General features: G+C 64.7%; 17 protein-coding genes and 1 riboswitch. Of the genes, 3 read left to right on the top strand and 14 right to left on the bottom strand.

What is annotated here, in order from left to right:
- Positions 1-79 precede the first annotated feature (79 nt).
- From rpsA to BMI86_RS08415, 8 genes are all read right to left on the bottom strand, one after another.
- Positions 80-1759, bottom strand: a complete 1680-nt coding sequence (gene rpsA / locus BMI86_RS08450) for a 30S ribosomal protein S1 (protein ID WP_078540696.1) — start codon at positions 1757-1759, stop codon at positions 80-82.
- A 197-nt stretch (positions 1760-1956) separates the two neighbouring features.
- Positions 1957-2562 (bottom strand): glutathione peroxidase, encoded by a 606-nt coding sequence (locus tag BMI86_RS08445; RefSeq protein WP_168173820.1) that lies wholly within the window; start codon positions 2560-2562, stop codon positions 1957-1959.
- A 96-nt stretch (positions 2563-2658) separates the two neighbouring features.
- On the bottom strand, positions 2659-3225 hold the full coding sequence (locus BMI86_RS08440; protein WP_078540692.1) for a hypothetical protein: 567 nt from the start codon (positions 3223-3225) through the stop codon (positions 2659-2661).
- 9 nt (positions 3226-3234) lie between these two features.
- Positions 3235-3843 carry a d(CMP) kinase gene (locus BMI86_RS08435; RefSeq protein WP_078540690.1) on the bottom strand — a complete coding sequence of 203 codons (609 nt, stop codon included), beginning with the start codon at positions 3841-3843 and terminating at the stop codon, positions 3235-3237.
- Positions 3840-4349, bottom strand: a complete 510-nt coding sequence (locus BMI86_RS08430) for a hypothetical protein (RefSeq protein ID WP_078540688.1) — start codon at positions 4347-4349, stop codon at positions 3840-3842. Before BMI86_RS08430 ends, BMI86_RS08435 begins: the two co-directional genes overlap by 4 nt.
- Positions 4346-5695 (bottom strand): 3-phosphoshikimate 1-carboxyvinyltransferase, encoded by a 1350-nt coding sequence (gene aroA, locus BMI86_RS08425; RefSeq protein WP_078540686.1) that lies wholly within the window; start codon positions 5693-5695, stop codon positions 4346-4348. The genes BMI86_RS08430 and aroA overlap by 4 nt, the downstream gene beginning before the upstream one ends.
- A gap of 59 nt (positions 5696-5754) precedes the next feature.
- Entirely contained in the window at positions 5755-6501 is a 747-nt protein-coding gene (locus BMI86_RS08420; RefSeq protein ID WP_078540683.1) for a tRNA (guanine(46)-N(7))-methyltransferase TrmB, read from the bottom strand.
- A 33-nt stretch (positions 6502-6534) separates the two neighbouring features.
- Entirely contained in the window at positions 6535-6981 is a 447-nt protein-coding gene (locus BMI86_RS08415) for a DMT family transporter (RefSeq protein WP_078540681.1), read from the bottom strand.
- A gap of 195 nt (positions 6982-7176) precedes the next feature.
- On the opposite strand from BMI86_RS08415, the gene BMI86_RS08410 reads away from it, so the two are divergent.
- Positions 7177-7608 (top strand): DoxX family protein, encoded by a 432-nt coding sequence (locus BMI86_RS08410; RefSeq protein WP_078540679.1) that lies wholly within the window; start codon positions 7177-7179, stop codon positions 7606-7608.
- A 99-nt stretch (positions 7609-7707) separates the two neighbouring features.
- Here BMI86_RS08410 and queF read toward each other — a convergent pair whose 3' ends face one another.
- From queF to BMI86_RS08380, 6 genes are all read right to left on the bottom strand, one after another.
- Positions 7708-8169, bottom strand: coding sequence for a preQ(1) synthase (gene queF / locus BMI86_RS08405; RefSeq protein WP_078540677.1), 462 nt, complete (start codon positions 8167-8169; stop codon positions 7708-7710).
- A gap of 322 nt (positions 8170-8491) precedes the next feature.
- The gene (metK, locus tag BMI86_RS08400) at positions 8492-9658 is read right to left on the bottom strand and encodes a methionine adenosyltransferase (RefSeq protein ID WP_078540675.1); all 1167 of its coding nucleotides are present in this window, start codon (positions 9656-9658) and stop codon (positions 8492-8494) included.
- Positions 9659-9665: 7 nt separating this feature from the next.
- Positions 9666-9715, bottom strand: a riboswitch (SAM-SAH riboswitch).
- Positions 9716-9725: 10 nt separating this feature from the next.
- A complete protein-coding gene (lnt, locus tag BMI86_RS08395) occupies positions 9726-11291 on the bottom strand; it encodes an apolipoprotein N-acyltransferase (protein ID WP_078540673.1) in 1566 nt (521 codons plus the stop codon).
- An 18-nt stretch (positions 11292-11309) separates the two neighbouring features.
- Positions 11310-12077 carry a hemolysin family protein gene (locus BMI86_RS08390; RefSeq protein WP_232621786.1) on the bottom strand — a complete coding sequence of 256 codons (768 nt, stop codon included), beginning with the start codon at positions 12075-12077 and terminating at the stop codon, positions 11310-11312.
- Positions 12078-12239: 162 nt separating this feature from the next.
- Complete coding sequence (gene ybeY, locus BMI86_RS08385; RefSeq protein WP_078540672.1) at positions 12240-12737, bottom strand: rRNA maturation RNase YbeY; 498 nt, start codon at positions 12735-12737, stop codon at positions 12240-12242.
- Entirely contained in the window at positions 12727-13062 is a 336-nt protein-coding gene (locus BMI86_RS08380) for a DUF6476 family protein (protein WP_078540671.1), read from the bottom strand. The genes ybeY and BMI86_RS08380 overlap by 11 nt, the downstream gene beginning before the upstream one ends.
- Here BMI86_RS08380 and BMI86_RS08375 point away from each other — a divergent pair.
- Entirely contained in the window at positions 13061-14113 is a 1053-nt protein-coding gene (locus BMI86_RS08375) for an RluA family pseudouridine synthase (RefSeq protein ID WP_078540670.1), read from the top strand. The genes BMI86_RS08380 and BMI86_RS08375 overlap by 2 nt on opposite strands.
- The gene (gene cls, locus BMI86_RS08370) at positions 14110-15552 is read left to right on the top strand and encodes a cardiolipin synthase (protein WP_168173819.1); all 1443 of its coding nucleotides are present in this window, start codon (positions 14110-14112) and stop codon (positions 15550-15552) included. The genes BMI86_RS08375 and cls overlap by 4 nt, the downstream gene beginning before the upstream one ends.
- Positions 15553-15654 lie beyond the last annotated feature (102 nt).

The raw sequence follows: 15654 nt of genomic DNA, 5'->3' as shown, positions 1-15654 counted from the left end.
CAGATCGCCAAGGCTTTGCGGAACGAAAAAGGCCCCGCCAATCGGCGGGGCCTCTCGTTGAGCCAAGCGGCTCGATCTCTTACTGGTCGCCCTTGAGCGCGGCACCCAGGATGTCGCCCAGCGACGCACCCGAGTCCGACGAACCGTACTGTTCCACGGCTTCTTTCTCTTCAGCGATCTCACGCGCCTTGATCGACACACCCAGCTTGCGGGTCTTGGAGTCGACATTGGTCACGCGGACATCGACGTGATCGCCAACCTGGAAGCGCTCGGGGCGCTGGTCGGCACGATCGCGGGCGAGGTCCGAACGGCGGATGAACGACTTCATGCCGTTATATTCCACCTCGACGCCACCGTCTTCGATCGCGGTCACGGTCACGGTCACGATCGAACCACGCTTCACGCCGTCAACGGCATCGGAGAACGTGTCGGCGTCGAGCGCCTTGATCGAGAGCGAGATACGTTCCTTGTCGGTGTCCACTTCGGTGACAGCGGCCTTGACCATGTCGCCTTTGCGGTAGTCCTGGATCGCATCCTCGCCACGCTGTTCCCAGCTGAGGTCCGAAAGGTGCACCATGCCGTCGATGTCGTTCTCGAGGCCAACGAACAGACCGAATTCGGTGATGTTCTTGACTTCGCCTTCGATGACGGTGCCGACCGGGTGGGTCTCTGCGAAGACTTCCCACGGGTTGCGCATGGTCTGCTTGAGGCCAAGCGAGACGCGGCGCTTCGCGGTGTCGATCTCGAGGACCATGACGTCGACTTCCTGGCTCGTCGAAACGATCTTGCCGGGGTGGACGTTCTTCTTGGTCCAGGACATCTCGGACACGTGCACGAGACCTTCGACACCCGGCTCCAGCTCGACGAACGCGCCGTAGTCGGTGATGTTGGTCACGCGGCCGGTGTGGACCGAACCCAGAGCGTACTTCGATTCCACCGAGTCCCACGGATCCGACTGCAGCTGCTTCATGCCGAGCGAGATGCGGTGGGTTTCCTTGTTGATCTTGACGACCTGGACCTTGACGGTCTCGCCGATCGACAGGATTTCGGACGGGTGGTTCACGCGGCGCCATGCCATGTCGGTGACGTGCAGCAGACCGTCGACGCCGCCCAGATCAACGAACGCACCGTATTCGGTGATGTTCTTGACCACACCATCGACGACCTGACCTTCGGAGAGGTTCGCGATGACTTCGGCGCGCTGTTCGGCGCGGCTCTCTTCGAGGATCGCACGACGCGAGACAACGATGTTGCCACGACGACGGTCCATCTTGAGGATTTGGAACGGCTGCTTGAGACCCATGAGCGGGCCAGCGTCGCGCACCGGGCGCACGTCCACTTGCGAGCCGGGCAGGAACGCGACAGCGCCGCCCAGATCGACGGTGAAGCCGCCTTTGACGCGACCGAAGATTGCGCCTTCGACGCGCTCTTCTTTGGCGTAAGCTGCTTCGAGACGATCCCATGCCTCTTCGCGGCGGGCTTTCTCACGCGAGATAACGGCTTCGCCGCGAGCGTTCTCGACACGGTCGAGATACACTTCGACTTCGTCGCCGACTTCGATCTGCGGAGCCTCGCCGGGGTTGGCGAATTCTTTGAGTTCGACGCGGCCTTCCATTTTGTAGCCGACATCGATGATGGCCTGGCCCGCCTCGATGGCGATGACCTTGCCTTTAACAACCGAACCTTCGTTCGGGGTGTCGATTTCGAGGCTCTCGTTCAGAAGGGCTTCGAATTCGTCCATGGTTGCATTTTGCGACATGCGTTCAGATTTTCCTTTTCATCTTCGGTTTTCTGGCCTTGCGGTTGGCTCCGCCGGTCTTTCGTTGGAATGTCTGTGCTGCAATAGCATACGGGTCGGGTGAGTCCCAACCTGTCTCAGACCGCGCCCATATAGGCGCGATCGGCCAGTATCGCAAGCATTTATTGCGTCATAGGCAGGGCGCGAGCGCCTTTCGCTCAGCCTCGGCTCGCGGTGGCGAGAGCGGCTTTGACGTCGCCCAGCATCCAGGTCGAAAGGGGCTCTGCGCTGGCGGGATAGGTCGCGATCACCGATCCGTCGCGGCCCAGTAGCACCTTGTTGAAGTTCCAGCTCGGCTCGAACCCCTCCGTTTCGCGCATCCAGCGATAGAACGGATGCGCCTGCGGCCCCTTCACCTTGGCGAGCTGCGCCATCGGCAATTCGGCCCCGAAAGTCAGCGCGCAATAGCGCTTGGCCTCTTCCGCCGTGGAGAGTTCCTGCCGGAAATCGTTCGACGGCACGGTGAGGATCACCAGACCGTCGCGGCCATAGGTTTCGGACATTTCCTGCAGCTCGGTGAATTGCGGGGCGAAGCCGCATTTCGAGGCAGTATTGACCACAAGCACGACCTTGCCGCGGAAATCGGCAAGAGAGACCGTCTCGCCCTCCACCAGATCGAATGACAGATCCCCCGGCACCGGCATCGCGGACCGGGCTTTCACCGCGATCGGTTCGGGCGTCGCCGCCGGGCCGTCGGCGCGTGCCGGAGTCGTCGCAAAGGACACGCATGACAGCATGCAGGCCAAAATCAGGGACAAGCGCATCGGTCCACCCTCGAAATACATCCACCAATACCCAACGCGAGAGTCGGGGAAAAAGTTCACCACTTCGTGAAGATATATTTCACGCGTCCCTTTTCTTCAATCGCAAATGCGGTCGACGCGGCGGTATTTCGGCTCCGGGAACTCCGGTATTTCCATGGGATCACGGGGCTTTACGCCGGGGCGCACCGCCTCCGGCGCAGTGTTCACGCTGTCGAAATCGAGCGCGAGGCGCTGGCAAATTCCAAGGCTTTTCTGGCCGATATCGCCGAGATCGCGCAGATCGATCAGATGGCCGCCTTTCCGCGCATAGCCTGTGACCCCGAAATCGAGCGGCGGGTCGAGGCGTAGCCTTTCCGTCTCGGGGCCGAACAGCGCAGCACCGCCCTGCCAGTCCTCTGCGGGCCCAAGCGCCACCTGCACTTCGAACCGTCCCGGAGGCACCAGCAGGCGAAAGAATTCACCGCCCTGCGCATAGGCGCCCATCACGTCCTGCCCGGTCGTGACATCGCGCAGCACGATATAAAGGTCGCGGTCCGGGGCGGATTTGATCTGCAGCGGCATGGTGCGCGGCAGGTCGGTCTCGCTCCACAGCAGGCCCTGCGGACGCCCCTCGGCTGTGGCCTGCGTTGCAAGAACCAGCGAGAGGAGAACCCAGCGCAGCATCCCCGCCCCCTAGTCCAGATCGCCCGCGCGGCGGGCCTCGATCTGATCGGCAGCGCGGGCGACCGCCTCTTCGATGCTCAGCTCGGAGGTGTCGATCACCAGCGCATCCACCGCCGGGCGCAGCGGGCTGTCGGCGCGGCCCATGTCGCGGGCGTCGCGCTCGCGCACCTGCTCCAACACGTCGGCCTCGTCACCGCCCAGTTCCAGCCAGCGCCGATGCGCGCGCACCTCCGGCGAGGCGGTCACGAACAGCTTCACCTCCGCCTGCGGGCAGATCACCGTGCCGATGTCGCGCCCGTCGAGCACCGCGCCGCCCTCGCGCGCCGCGAAATCGCGCTGAAACGCCACCAGCGCCGCGCGCACCTCGGGGATCGCGGCCACGATCGAGGCCGCCTGCCCCGCTTCCATCGTGCGCAGGTCGTCGCGCTCCAGATCCTCGGGACAAAGCGCCTTGGCCGCATCGATGGGCTCCAGCCCCTCGGTCTCGGATTTCATGCCGACCGCGCGATAGAGCGCACCGGTATCGAGATGCGCCAGCCCGAACCGCTCGGCCACGGCCCGGCTGATCGTACCTTTGCCCGCAGCGGCGGGGCCATCGATGGCGACTGTGAATTTCATCGTTTCATCCGCAAATAAACTGCCCGCAGGATCAATAGCGCCAGGGCCGTCAGGCTCAAAGTGACTGCGACGCTCTTCAGAAGCGTCCATCTGCTCGCAAAGGCGATCATGTCATCCGTGACCGTGCCGGTCCGCAACAATGCGGCGACGGCATGATTTTCGAGATAGTCAAACACAGCACCAAGAGCAGCCACGATCGACAACACCACGGCAAGCCAGCCCTTTGCAAGGGTACGGAAGGCGACAATCAGCGTCACCGCCTCCAGGGCCGGAAAGACAAGATCGAGCCGCTGCTGAACCGAGAGGTAATACTGCCGCGCCGGAGCATCGAGCGCATCGAGGAGCGCACGGGCCTGCGCAGTACTATAGCCACCCGGACGCAAATCGAACGGCGCCAGACCGCCCGCCGCATCCCGAAGATGCGGCAAGGTAACGAGCGTCATCGCAAGATAGACCGCCCCCGTCAGGGCCGCGAGCAGGATAAAGGCGACCTGCGCCCGGCTCACCGGTCCGCCCGGACGATCTCCGCGCCAAGCCCGGCCATCAGGTCCTCGAAGATCGGGAAGGAGGTTGCAATGGGCGAGCCATCATCGACCGAGACCGGCTGTTGCGCGGCCATGCCCAGCACCATGAAGCTCATCGCGATCCGGTGGTCGAGATGGGTCACGGCGGTGCCGCCGCCCGGTACGCCCTCGGGGCCGCAGCCATGCACGATCAACGTGTCCTCGTCTTCCTCGATCTTGATGCCGTTGGCTTCCAGCCCGCGCGCCATCGCGTCGATCCGATCGCTTTCCTTCACGCGCAGCTCATGCACGCCGGGCATCCGGGTCACGCCTTCGGCATAAGCTGCCACGACCGAGAGGACGGGATATTCGTCGATCTGCGCCGAGGCGCGCTCGGCGGGCACATCGATCCCGTGCAGCTTGGAGTAGCGCACGCGCAGATCGGCCACCGGCTCGCCGCCCTCTTCGCGCTCGTTCTCGAAGGTCAGATCGGCGCCCATCTCGCGCAGCGTGATGAAGATCCCGTTGCGCGTCGGGTTCTGGCTGACGCCCGGCACGACGATCTCGGAGCCCGGCACGATCAGCGCCGCACAGACCGGGAAGGCGGCAGACGACGGATCGCGCGGCACGGCGACCTCCTGGGCCTTCAGCTCCGGCTGGCCCTGCAGCGTGATGACATGGCCCTGCTCGGTCACCTTGGTGGTGATCTCGGCGCCGAAGCCGCGCAGCATCCGCTCGGTATGATCGCGGGTCGGGGTCTTCTCGATCACGACGGTCTGACCCGGCGCGTTCAGCCCCGCCAGCAGCACCGCCGATTTCACCTGCGCCGAGGCCATCGGCGTCGCGTAGCGCACAGGCGCGGGGCTCGGCGCGCCGAGGATGGTCATCGGCAGACGCCCGCCATGACGCCCGAAGGCCTGCGCCCCGAATAGCCGGATCGGGTCGGTCACGCGGCCCATCGGGCGTTTGCGCAAAGAGCCGTCACCGGTGAAGGTCGCAACGATCGGCGAGGTCGCCATCGCGCCCATGATCAGGCGCACGCCGGTGCCGGAATTGCCGCAATCGATCACGTCCTCGGGCTCGGCAAAGCCGCCCACGCCCACGCCATGCACCGACCAGCTGCCGGGACCGTGCTGCGTCACCTCGGCCCCGAAGGCGCGCATCGCCTTGGCCGTGTCGAGCACGTCTTCGCCTTCGAGCAGGCCGGTGATCTTCGTCTCGCCCACCGAGAGCGCGCCAAGGATCAGCGCGCGGTGGCTGATCGACTTGTCGCCGGGAACCTCCGCCGTGCCCTTCAGGGGCCCGCAAGCGCGCGAGGTCATTTTGATCGGAGTGCCGTGGCCGGACATAGTGCCTCCCTTATTTCAACGCGCCCCTGTTAGCGCGATCTGGCGGGAGGCGGAAGGGCTCAGATCCGCCGATAGGTCAGGTAATGCGGCTTGCGGCCCTCACGCAGCGCTTTCTGCTCGTAGCGCGTCGAGAGCCAGTCCGCCCACGGCGTATCCCAATCGCCCGAAACGGGCTGCGGATCGTCGAAATCGAAGGCGGCGGGCACGTCGAACAGAGGCTCGAATCCGGCCTGCGGGACTTCCTCGACGGTCTGGCGGACGTAATCGGGGATGTCGGTCGCCACGCGGAATTCCGATCCCGGTTTGAGCGCGCGGTGCAGCGGCTCGAGATGCTCCTGCGTCACGAAGCGCCTGCGGTGGTGCTTCGATTTCGGCCACGGATCGGGATAAAGCAGAAACGCCTTCGAGATCGAGCCCGCGGGCAGCACGTCCATCAGGTCGCGCGCATCGCCGGGATGGACCGCGACGTTCGCGATCTTCTCGCGCCGCAGCTTGCCCAGAAGCATCGCGACGCCGTTCACGAAAGGCTCGCAGCCGATGAACTCCACCTCCGGATAGCTCTGCGCCATATGCGCCAGATGCTCGCCCCCGCCGAAGCCCACTTCGAGCCAGACCGGCTTGCCCTTGAACCGCGTCTCCATGTCGAGCGGTTCGCGGTCGGGGTTCTCCTCCCAACCGACGGGACCGGGCAAACGGCCCGGCAGGTCCTCGCGCAGATATTCCTTCTGCGCCTTGTTCAGCGTCTTGCCGTGGCGGCGACCATAGAAGTTGCGCCAGGGTTGTTCGGGGGTGTCATTCTCGCTCATGGGAGGGGCCTCTAGCCGCGTCGCTCGAAAGGTTCAAGCCTTCTGAATGAGGAACAGTCCGAGGCACATGAAACCGATCCCTGCCCCGCGCAGCAGGGTGATCGGTCGCACGAGTGCCCCGAAGAGCCCGAACTGGTCGATCGCGGCGGCCGAAATCATCTGGCCCAGCAGCACGAAGAACACCGCATTGCCGACCCCAAACCGCGGCGCGATGAAGGTGATCGAGAGCACGTAGAAGGCGATCAGCACGCCTGCGAGAAACAGGTATTTCGGCTGATCGGGGATACGCGCGAAGCCCGAGGGCCCTGTCGTGACCGCGACGGCCAGCACCGCGCCCAGAAGCGCCACGGAGAACAGCACCACCGCCGCCACCGCAGGCGAGCCGATGCGGCTGCCAAGCTGGGCGTTGAGCGCGGCGAGGACCGGAATGCCGATCCCGGCAGCAAGCATGATCGCGGCATAGCGCAGGGCGTCGGGCATGGTCTTTCTCCTCCGGTTTTCGGCGGAGAGTGGCGCGGAAGGGCTGGGGGTGCAAGGTGGATCGCAAAGCGCTAGTTCTGTTCGTTTTTGCGCATATTCTGTAATTTTATCGGTATTCCAAATTTTTCCGCACAATGTAGACCCTGTCGCCATCGCCTCCGGGCCCATCAGACGACGACACAAAGGATAGATTCCATGACGAAACTCACCGACCTCGCGGCCCCGCTCGGCCGCCTCCTCCTCGCCCAGATCTTCATCATCGCGGGCTTTCAAAAAATCACCGGCTATGCCGGGACCCAAGGCTACATGGAAGCGATGGGCGTGCCCGGCGCGCTTCTGCCGCTCGTGATCCTGACCGAACTGGGCGGCGGCATCGCATTGCTGCTTGGCTGGAAGACGCGGATCGTGGCTTTCCTGCTCGCGGGCTTCAGCCTCATCTCGGGCTTCCTGTTCCACTACGTCCCGAGCCTCGGCATGACCGGCATGGAAGCGCAGGGCCAGATGATCAACTTCATGAAGAACATCTCGATCGCGGGCGGCATGCTGATGATCGTGGCGCAGGGCGCGGGCAAATGGTCGCTCGATGCCCGCGAAAACACCCAGCACAGCGGCCGGGTCACCGCGTAAGCGACAACGCCCGAGGCGACCAGCCAAGGGCAGCGCCCCACCCTCCGAAAAACGGAAAAGGCCCCGCCGATACGGGGCCTTTTTCATTGCAAGATCAGCTCAGCAACGCCCGCGATAGGGCGGCACGCCCTGATCGGGGATCCACATATCCTCGGGCTTCGGCGCGCTCTGCCAGAAAACGTCGATCGGGATGCCGCCGCGCGGGTACCAATAGGCGCCGATGCGCAGCCATTCAGGCTCCAGAAGATCGCGCAGACGCTGGCCGATCATCACCGAGCAATCCTCGTGAAACGCCCCGTGATTGCGGAACGCGCCGAGGAAGAGCTTCAGCGATTTGCTCTCCACCAGCCAGTCGCGCGGGACGTAGTCGATCATGATATGCGCGAAATCGGGCTGGCCGGTCAGCGGGCAAAGCGAGGTGAATTCGGGGGCTGTGAACCGCACGAGATAGCGCTCGCCTTTGCGCGGCTGGGGCACGCGTTCCAGCACGGCCTCGTCGGGCGTTTGCGGCAGGTCGGTCGATTGGCCCAGCTGGGTCAGGCCGGAGGTGTCGGTGCTCATGGGATGGTCTTTCCGTCGAGAAGCGTTCGCGCGGCACTAAGGCCACGCAGACCCGCCGTCAAATCAAACCTCGCGGCCCCGTATCGAACGAATGGCTCGGGCGGCTAGGCCGGGCCGCGCCCGACCCTCCCCATGGGAGGGCGCTTTGGCGATGATAGTGCGGGCTCTCACTTCGTTCGCGGCTTCCGAGATAAAGCGCCAAGCCACAAGCGGAGGAAAGCGCCCACCCAAGGGTCGGACGCGCCCCTCATTATCGAACGCGGCAAAAAGAAAACGGGCAGAGGTTCCCCCCTGCCCGTCGCTAATTCCGGAAGCTCTCGCCTCAGACCGCTTTCTTCAGCGCCTCGACCAGATCGGTTTTCTCCCACGAGAAGCCGCCATCAGCCTCCGGCGCGCGACCGAAATGGCCGTAAGCCGCAGTGCGCTCGTAGATCGGCTTGCACAGATCGAGCGTGTCGCGGATGCCTTTCGGCGTCAGGTCCATCACCTGCGCCACGGCCTTTTCGATCACCTCGTCAGGCACTTCGCCGGTGCCGAACGTGTCGACATAGATCGACAGCGGTTTCGCCACGCCGATCGCGTAGGACACCTGGATCACGCATTTGCGCGCCATGCCGGCAGCGACCACGTTCTTCGCCAGATAGCGCGCCGCATAGGCCGCGGAGCGATCCACCTTGGTCGGATCCTTGCCCGAGAACGCACCGCCGCCATGCGGGGCCGAGCCACCATAAGTATCCACGATGATCTTGCGCCCAGTGAGGCCCGCATCGCCATCCGGACCGCCGATCACGAAGGTGCCGGTCGGGTTCACCCACCATTCGGTCTCCGGCGTGATCCAGCCCTCGGGCAGGGTCTCGCGGATATAGGGCTCCACGATGGCGCGGATATCGTCCGAGGTCTGATGCTCATGCGCGTGCTGGGTCGAGAGCACGATCTGGCTCACACCCACCGGGCGGCCATTCTCGTAGCGCACCGACAGCTGCGATTTCGCGTCGGGGCGCAGCTCGGGCTCGGCGCCCGATTTGCGCGCCTCGGCGAGACGGCGCAGGATCGCGTGCGAGTAATGGATCGGTGCGGGCATCAATTCGGGCGTCTCGTCCGAAGCGAAGCCGAACATGATCCCCTGATCGCCGGCCCCGTCCTTGTCGACGCCCTGCGAGATATGGGCCGATTGCGGGTGCAGGAAGTTCGCGACTTTCAGCGTCGCCCAGTGAAACTCGTCCTGCTCGTAGCCGATATCCTTGACGCATTCGCGCACGATCTTGTCGATGCCTTCGAGATATTCGGCGAGTTTCGTTTTGTCGGCCAGACCGACCTCGCCGCCGACCACGACCTGGTTGGTCGTCGCGAAGGTCTCGCAGGCCACCCGCGCGTTGGGCTCAGCTGCCAGGAAAGTATCGAGAACGGCATCCGAAATCCGGTCACAGACCTTATCGGGATGCCCCTCCGAAACGGATTCGGAGGTGAAGACGTAATTCGCGCGTGCCATGAAGGGGTGCTCCGTTGTTGATATCCCCACCCCGTCAGGAAGCCGTTGGGGTGGTTCGGCCTTCTAGCTAGGAGCGCCTGCCGGCCGGGTCAATCGAAATACGCGCAAAGATTGAAAGAAGCGCTAACGCTGCAACAATCAGCGCGATGAACGGTGCGTCACCCAGCTTGGAATAGAGCGTCGGCGGCAGGCTCGGCGGCAATTCGACGTCCAGCTTGCCCATTTTGTCCAACCCGAGGCTCGCCGTGATCCGCCCCTTCGCGTCCACCATCGCGGTGACGCCGGTATTGGCATCGCGCGCAAGCGGCAGGCCCTGCTCGATCGCGCGGAGCCGCGCCTGCGCGAAATGCTGATAGGGACCGCTAAGCGTGCCGAACCACGCGTCATTCGTGACCTGCAAGATCCAGTCGGGGCGCTGCGTGAAGCCGCGCAGGTCCTGCGGGAAGATCGCCTCGTAGCAGATGAGCGGCGCGACATGGCCGAGCTTGCCCAGATCGAGAAGCTTCTCCCCCGGCCCCGCCGAATAGCCATTGCCGACCTGCGCCGCGAAGGCGGTGATCCCGATCTTCGCCAGCGTATCGCCGAAGGGCATGTATTCGCCAAAGGGCACGAGGTGGGATTTGTCGTAAAGCGCCTCGATTTGGTCATCGGGGCTGATGACGGCCAGCGAGTTGAAATAGCGGCTGCCTTCACTGCGCTGCACCCCCATCGCGAGCGGAATGCCCCCTGCCGCTTCGGTCGACATCTCGAGCCCGCCCTGCGGACGATCAAGCAGGAAAGGCACCGCAGTTTCAGGCCAGACGATCAGGTCCGGCTTGGGCTGACCGGGCGCGGGATCGGCCTTCGTCAGGTCCAGCAGCCGCTGGAAGAACTTCATCCGGTATTCCGGCAGCCATTTCAGGTTCTGCGGCGCGTTGGGCTGCACCAGCCGCAGGGTGATCGGCTCAGCCCTCGGCGCCACCGGCGCATTGAGCCGCGCTACCCCGCCAAGCCACAGCCCGACCAGCACGACCAGCGCCGCGCCCACGATCCCGAAGGCGGTAGGCATCCGCATCCCGCGCGTCATCGCGGGTGCGCTTGCGATCAGCATCGTGATCAGGCTCAGCCCCAGCGGCCCGACAAAGGCCGCCGCCTGCGCGATGGGCGTGCCGATCCAGATATGGCCGACCAGCACCCACGGAAACCCGGTGAAGACGTAGGAGCGCAGCGCATCCGAGGCCGCCATGCCAAGCGCTATTCCCAAGGCCCGCGAGCGCGGCCCCTGCCCCGCATAGGCCCCGAGCCCGTAGCCGATCGCCCAGAACGCGCCCATGCCCGCAGCCATCAGGACCAGCGCAAACGGCGCCATCCAGCCATAGACATCGGCCTCGACCATGAAAGGCTCGACGATCCAGAACATCGCGGCCAGCGCATAGCCGAAGCCGGTGGCGAACCCGATCCAGATCACGGAAGCCCGCCAGCGTTCGGCGGAGGCGAACCAGACGGAGGCCGCCAGCGCGGGCAGCGCGATCCACCATAGACCCAAGGGCGCCTGCCCGGCGGCGAACAGCACGCCGAAGAGCGCTGCCAGAACCAAGCTCTGCCAGCGCGGGCGCAACGGTGCGCGAAAGCCGTTTCGGAGGGTCGCGATCATGGGCGCGTCATAGCCCGCTCACTCGGCGGGCGCCACTCCCGGCAGACGTACGCGCAGACGTTTGATGCGGCGCGGATCGGCATCGACCACCTCGTATTCGACGCCGTTCTCGGTCACCACGACCTCGCCACGGGCGGGCACACGGCCAAGCTGCATGAAGACCAGACCGCCCATCGAATCGATCTCGTCATCGGCTTCCTCGTCGGACAGCCGCATCCCGATCTGCGCTTCGAACTCGTTGACCGGCGCGCGGGCTTGCACGACCCATTGGCCGGGCTTTTCCTCGCGCCAATAGGCGTCGTCGGCCTCGTCGTGCTCGTCCTCGATCTCGCCGATCACCTGTTCGATCAGGTCCTCGAGCGTGAGCAACCCGTCGACCCCGCCATATTCGTCGATCACCAGCGCCATATGAGTCCGCTGCACCTGCATCTTCTGTAGAAGCACACCGATCGGCATCGACGGCGGCACGTAAAGAAGCGGACGGATCAGCTTGCGCAGCGAGAACCGGCCATTGCCCGAGCCGAAGCCGTATTCCAGCGCCAAGTCCTTCAAGTGAACAAGGCCCAGCGGCGTATCGAGCGTTTCCTTGAAGACCGGCAGCCGCGAATAACCGTGCTGACGGAACTTCTCCACCAACTCGTCGCGGGTGATGGAGACCGGAACGGCCTCGATCTCGACTTTGGGAATGGCGACATCGCCCACCCGCATCTTGCGCAGGTTCCCGAGCCCCAGCGGCGCTGGCGCGGGTTTGGGCGGCATCTCTACCTGTGGTGCCTCTTCTTCCATGGGGCGTTGCCCGAAGAAGCGGCTGAGCAACCCGCGCGAAGCGGGCTCCGAAGACTGACCGGGTTCTGCGTTTTCCGAACTACCGGTATTGGCGGAGGTAACTCCGTCGGCGACCTGTCCCATTGTTCCTTTCCGAAAGATGACGCGGCGTTGCGCCTAGTCTTACACATATGGGTTACGAATTCCTACGCTTTCAAGAAGGCGGATTTCGATTTGTTCCATAACTTGCGCATCTTCGTCGCGAATATGGTCATAGCCCAACAGATGCAGCACCGCGTGGATGAGCAAATGCAGCGTGTGATCTTCGACGGATTTGCCTTGTTCTTCAGCCTCTCGGGCGCAGGTTTCATAGGCAATCGCGAGGTCGCCGAGCTCGATTTCGCCGAAGACATCGGGCGTGGGCGGTTCGGGATGCGCGCCGGGCTCTTCCGCGCCGCGCTCCTCGGCAGGCCAACTGAGCACATTGGTGGGCTTCGCCTTGTCGCGATATTCGCCGTTCAGTTCTGCGATGCGGGCGTCGTCACAGGCGAGAACCGAGAGGCGGCAGAGCTCCGCCTCGATCCCGCGATCCTCCAGCACCAGCGTTGCGGCACGGGTGATCAGGTCTTCCAGGCCAACGGTTTCCCAGCGGGGGTCTTCGATCTCGAGGTCAATTTCCATCGGTCATCCCACCCTCAGCGCCGAGCGTCAGATCGCCGACCTTCTGCCCGGCCTTGTCATAGACCAGCACCTGCCCCCCATCGGTAACGACCACCGTATAGCTGCGCGCAAAGGTCACGGCCTCGGCCGCAGCGCCTTCGGGCAGCGTGATCGCAGCGGGCAGCTGCGGCAGCGGATTGGGTTGCTGCAAGCGGATGACAAGCAGCGCCACGATCGCTACAAGCCCGACGATCATCACAGCCGCAAGCGTGGTCACCAGTATCTTGAGAAAGCGAAGATCGGGTGGCAGCGTGGTGGCAGGCTCTTCGTCAGGCAGGTCGGACATGAATAAGGAAATCCTCAGCATCGAGATCGGACCCGGCATGGGCCCCCGCCTTGATAAGGCCTTGGCGGCGGCTGTGCCAGAGGAAGCGGCCCTCTCGCGCTCGCGTCTGGCGAAACTGATCGCGGAGGGCTCGGTCAGCCGCGAAGGCGTGGCCGTGACAGACCAGAAGACCAAGGTCGCCGAGGGCGAGGTCTATCAGATCGCGCTGGAGCCTCCGAAAGAGGTCGAGACGGTCGCGCAGGACATCCCCCTCGAAGTGCTGTGGGAGGACGACGACCTGATCGTGGTGAACAAGCCTGCTGGCATGGTTACGCACCCCGCGCCGGGCACGCCGGAAGGCACGCTCGTGAACGCGCTGCTGCACCATTTCGGCGGCAATCTCTCGGGTATCGGCGGCGAGGCGCGCCCCGGCATCGTGCACCGCATCGACAAGGACACCTCGGGGCTGCTGGTCGTCGCGAAATCGGACCGGGCGCATCACGGGCTGGCGGCGCAATTTGAGGCGCACACGGTGCATCGCCATTACCGCGCGCTCTGCCACGGCGTGCCGCAGGCCTCCGATCCGCGTCTGCGCGGGCTTAACGGCGTCAGCTTCGAGCAAGGCGGTGTGCTGAAGATCGTAACGCAACTTGCGCGCCACAAGACCGACCGGCAGAAGCAGGCGGTGGTCGCCAATGGCGGGCGCCACGCCGTGACCCGCGCCCGCACGATCGAGGATTTCAACGGCACGGCCGCGCTGATCGACTGCTGGCTGGAGACCGGGCGCACCCATCAGATCCGCGTCCACATGGCCTATGCGGGCCACGGGCTGATCGGCGATCAGACCTATGGCGGCAAGCGCAAGATCTCGGAAAAAGCGGTGGGCGCCGCAGCGGCAGAGGCCGTGCGCGCCTTCCCGCGTCAGGCGCTCCATGCGGCAACGCTGGGCTTCATCCATCCGGTCACCGAGGAGGAACTGTCCTTCGAGGCGCCCCTGCCCGAGGACATGACCGCGCTGATCGACGCATTGCGCGCCGCCTCCGCGCCCCCAACCGGCGGCACGGGCCCGTGAACGTCTGGTGGGCCGAGCTTCTGACGCTGCTGATTCACTTCGGCTCTCAGGTGCTCGCGCTTTTGCGGGTGCTCACCCGGCCCGACAAACCGCCTGCGGTGCGCGCAAGCTGGACCGTGCTGATCCTGTCGGTGCCCTTCCTCGGCGTCATCCTTTATATCCTGATCGGCGAAACGCGGCTCAACCAGCGCATCGCGCGCAAGCTGCAGGCGACGGTGGACGCCCTGCCCGCCCCCGATCCGGTCGAGCCTGAAGACCTCGAGGCCGTCACACCGGAATATCGCGCGGCCTTTGCACGGGCCGCCGCCATCAACGGCTATGCGCCCAGCACCGGCGATGCGATCACCTTCCTGCCCGACCCGGCCGATCAGCTGGAACCGCTGATTGCCGATATCGACGCCGCCACCCAGAGCGTGCACCTCATCACCTATATCTGGCTGAGCGATCTGACCGGCATCGCCATGGCCGAGGCACTGACCCGTGCGGCAGAACGCGGGGTGCAGGTGCGCATCCTCGTCGACGGGCTTGGCGCGCGCGCCTTCATCAAGTCGCGCCACTGGCGGGCGATGAAGAAGGCTGGCGTGAAGACCGCGATCGCCTTTTCCTTCCGCTGGCCGCTTTTCAAGCTCGCGACGATGCGGATCGATCTGCGCAATCACCGCAAGCTCGCCGTAATCGACGGGCATGTGGCCTATACCGGCTCGCGCAACCTCGCCGACCCCGAATTCCGCATCAAGGCGCGCTTCGCGCCCTGGACCGATGTGATGCTCCGGATCGAGGGGCCGCTCGCCGCCCAGCATCAGCATATCTTCGCGACCGACTGGGTGACACATAGCCACGAGGAAATCTCGGACCTCGTGATCCCGACCCCCGCCGCGCCAACCGCGCGGCCCGGAACAGCGGTCGCCTTCGCGACGGGGCCGATGCTGGACACGCGCGGGGTGCCGGATGTCTTCCTTGCGGTGATCGGGGCCGCGCGCGAGACGCTGACGCTCTCGACCCCCTATTTCGTGCCGGGCGAGGAAATCGCCTCGGCGCTGCGCGCCGCCAAGCGCCGGGGCGTGCGGGTGCAGGTGATCGTGCCAAGGCGCAACGACTCGCGCTTTGTCGCCCATGCCGCGCGCAGCTTCTATCCGGTGCTGGCCGAGGCGGGCGTCGAGATCTGGGAGCATGGGCCGGGCCTACTGCACGCCAAGACCCTGCTGGCCGATGGCCGCGTGGCGATCCTCGGCTCGGCCAATCTCGACCGCCGCAGCTTCGAGCTGAACTACGAGAACTGCGTGCTGATCGAGGATCACGAACTGGGGCTCGCGCTTGGCGAACGCCAGCGTCACTGGATCGCGCAGGCCCGCCGGATCGGTCCGGAACGCATCGCGGAATGGCCCCTTCACTGGAAAATCATCAACAATCTGATGTCGGTCCTCGCCCCGATCTTGTGAGGCGTCAGATGTTTTTTTACACATGCGCGACGGAAATCCCGTTACGATACGTTGATCTTTCTATGCGACTGCGTCAGGGCGGCTTTCGGTGAACCAATCGCC

It is taken from the genome of Thioclava sp. DLFJ5-1 (assembly GCF_002020115.1).
GTDB classification, from domain to species: domain Bacteria; phylum Pseudomonadota; class Alphaproteobacteria; order Rhodobacterales; family Rhodobacteraceae; genus Thioclava; species Thioclava sediminum.
The sequence above is the reverse complement of the archived record's forward strand: the minus strand, read 5'-3'. Positions and strand labels throughout refer to the sequence as shown.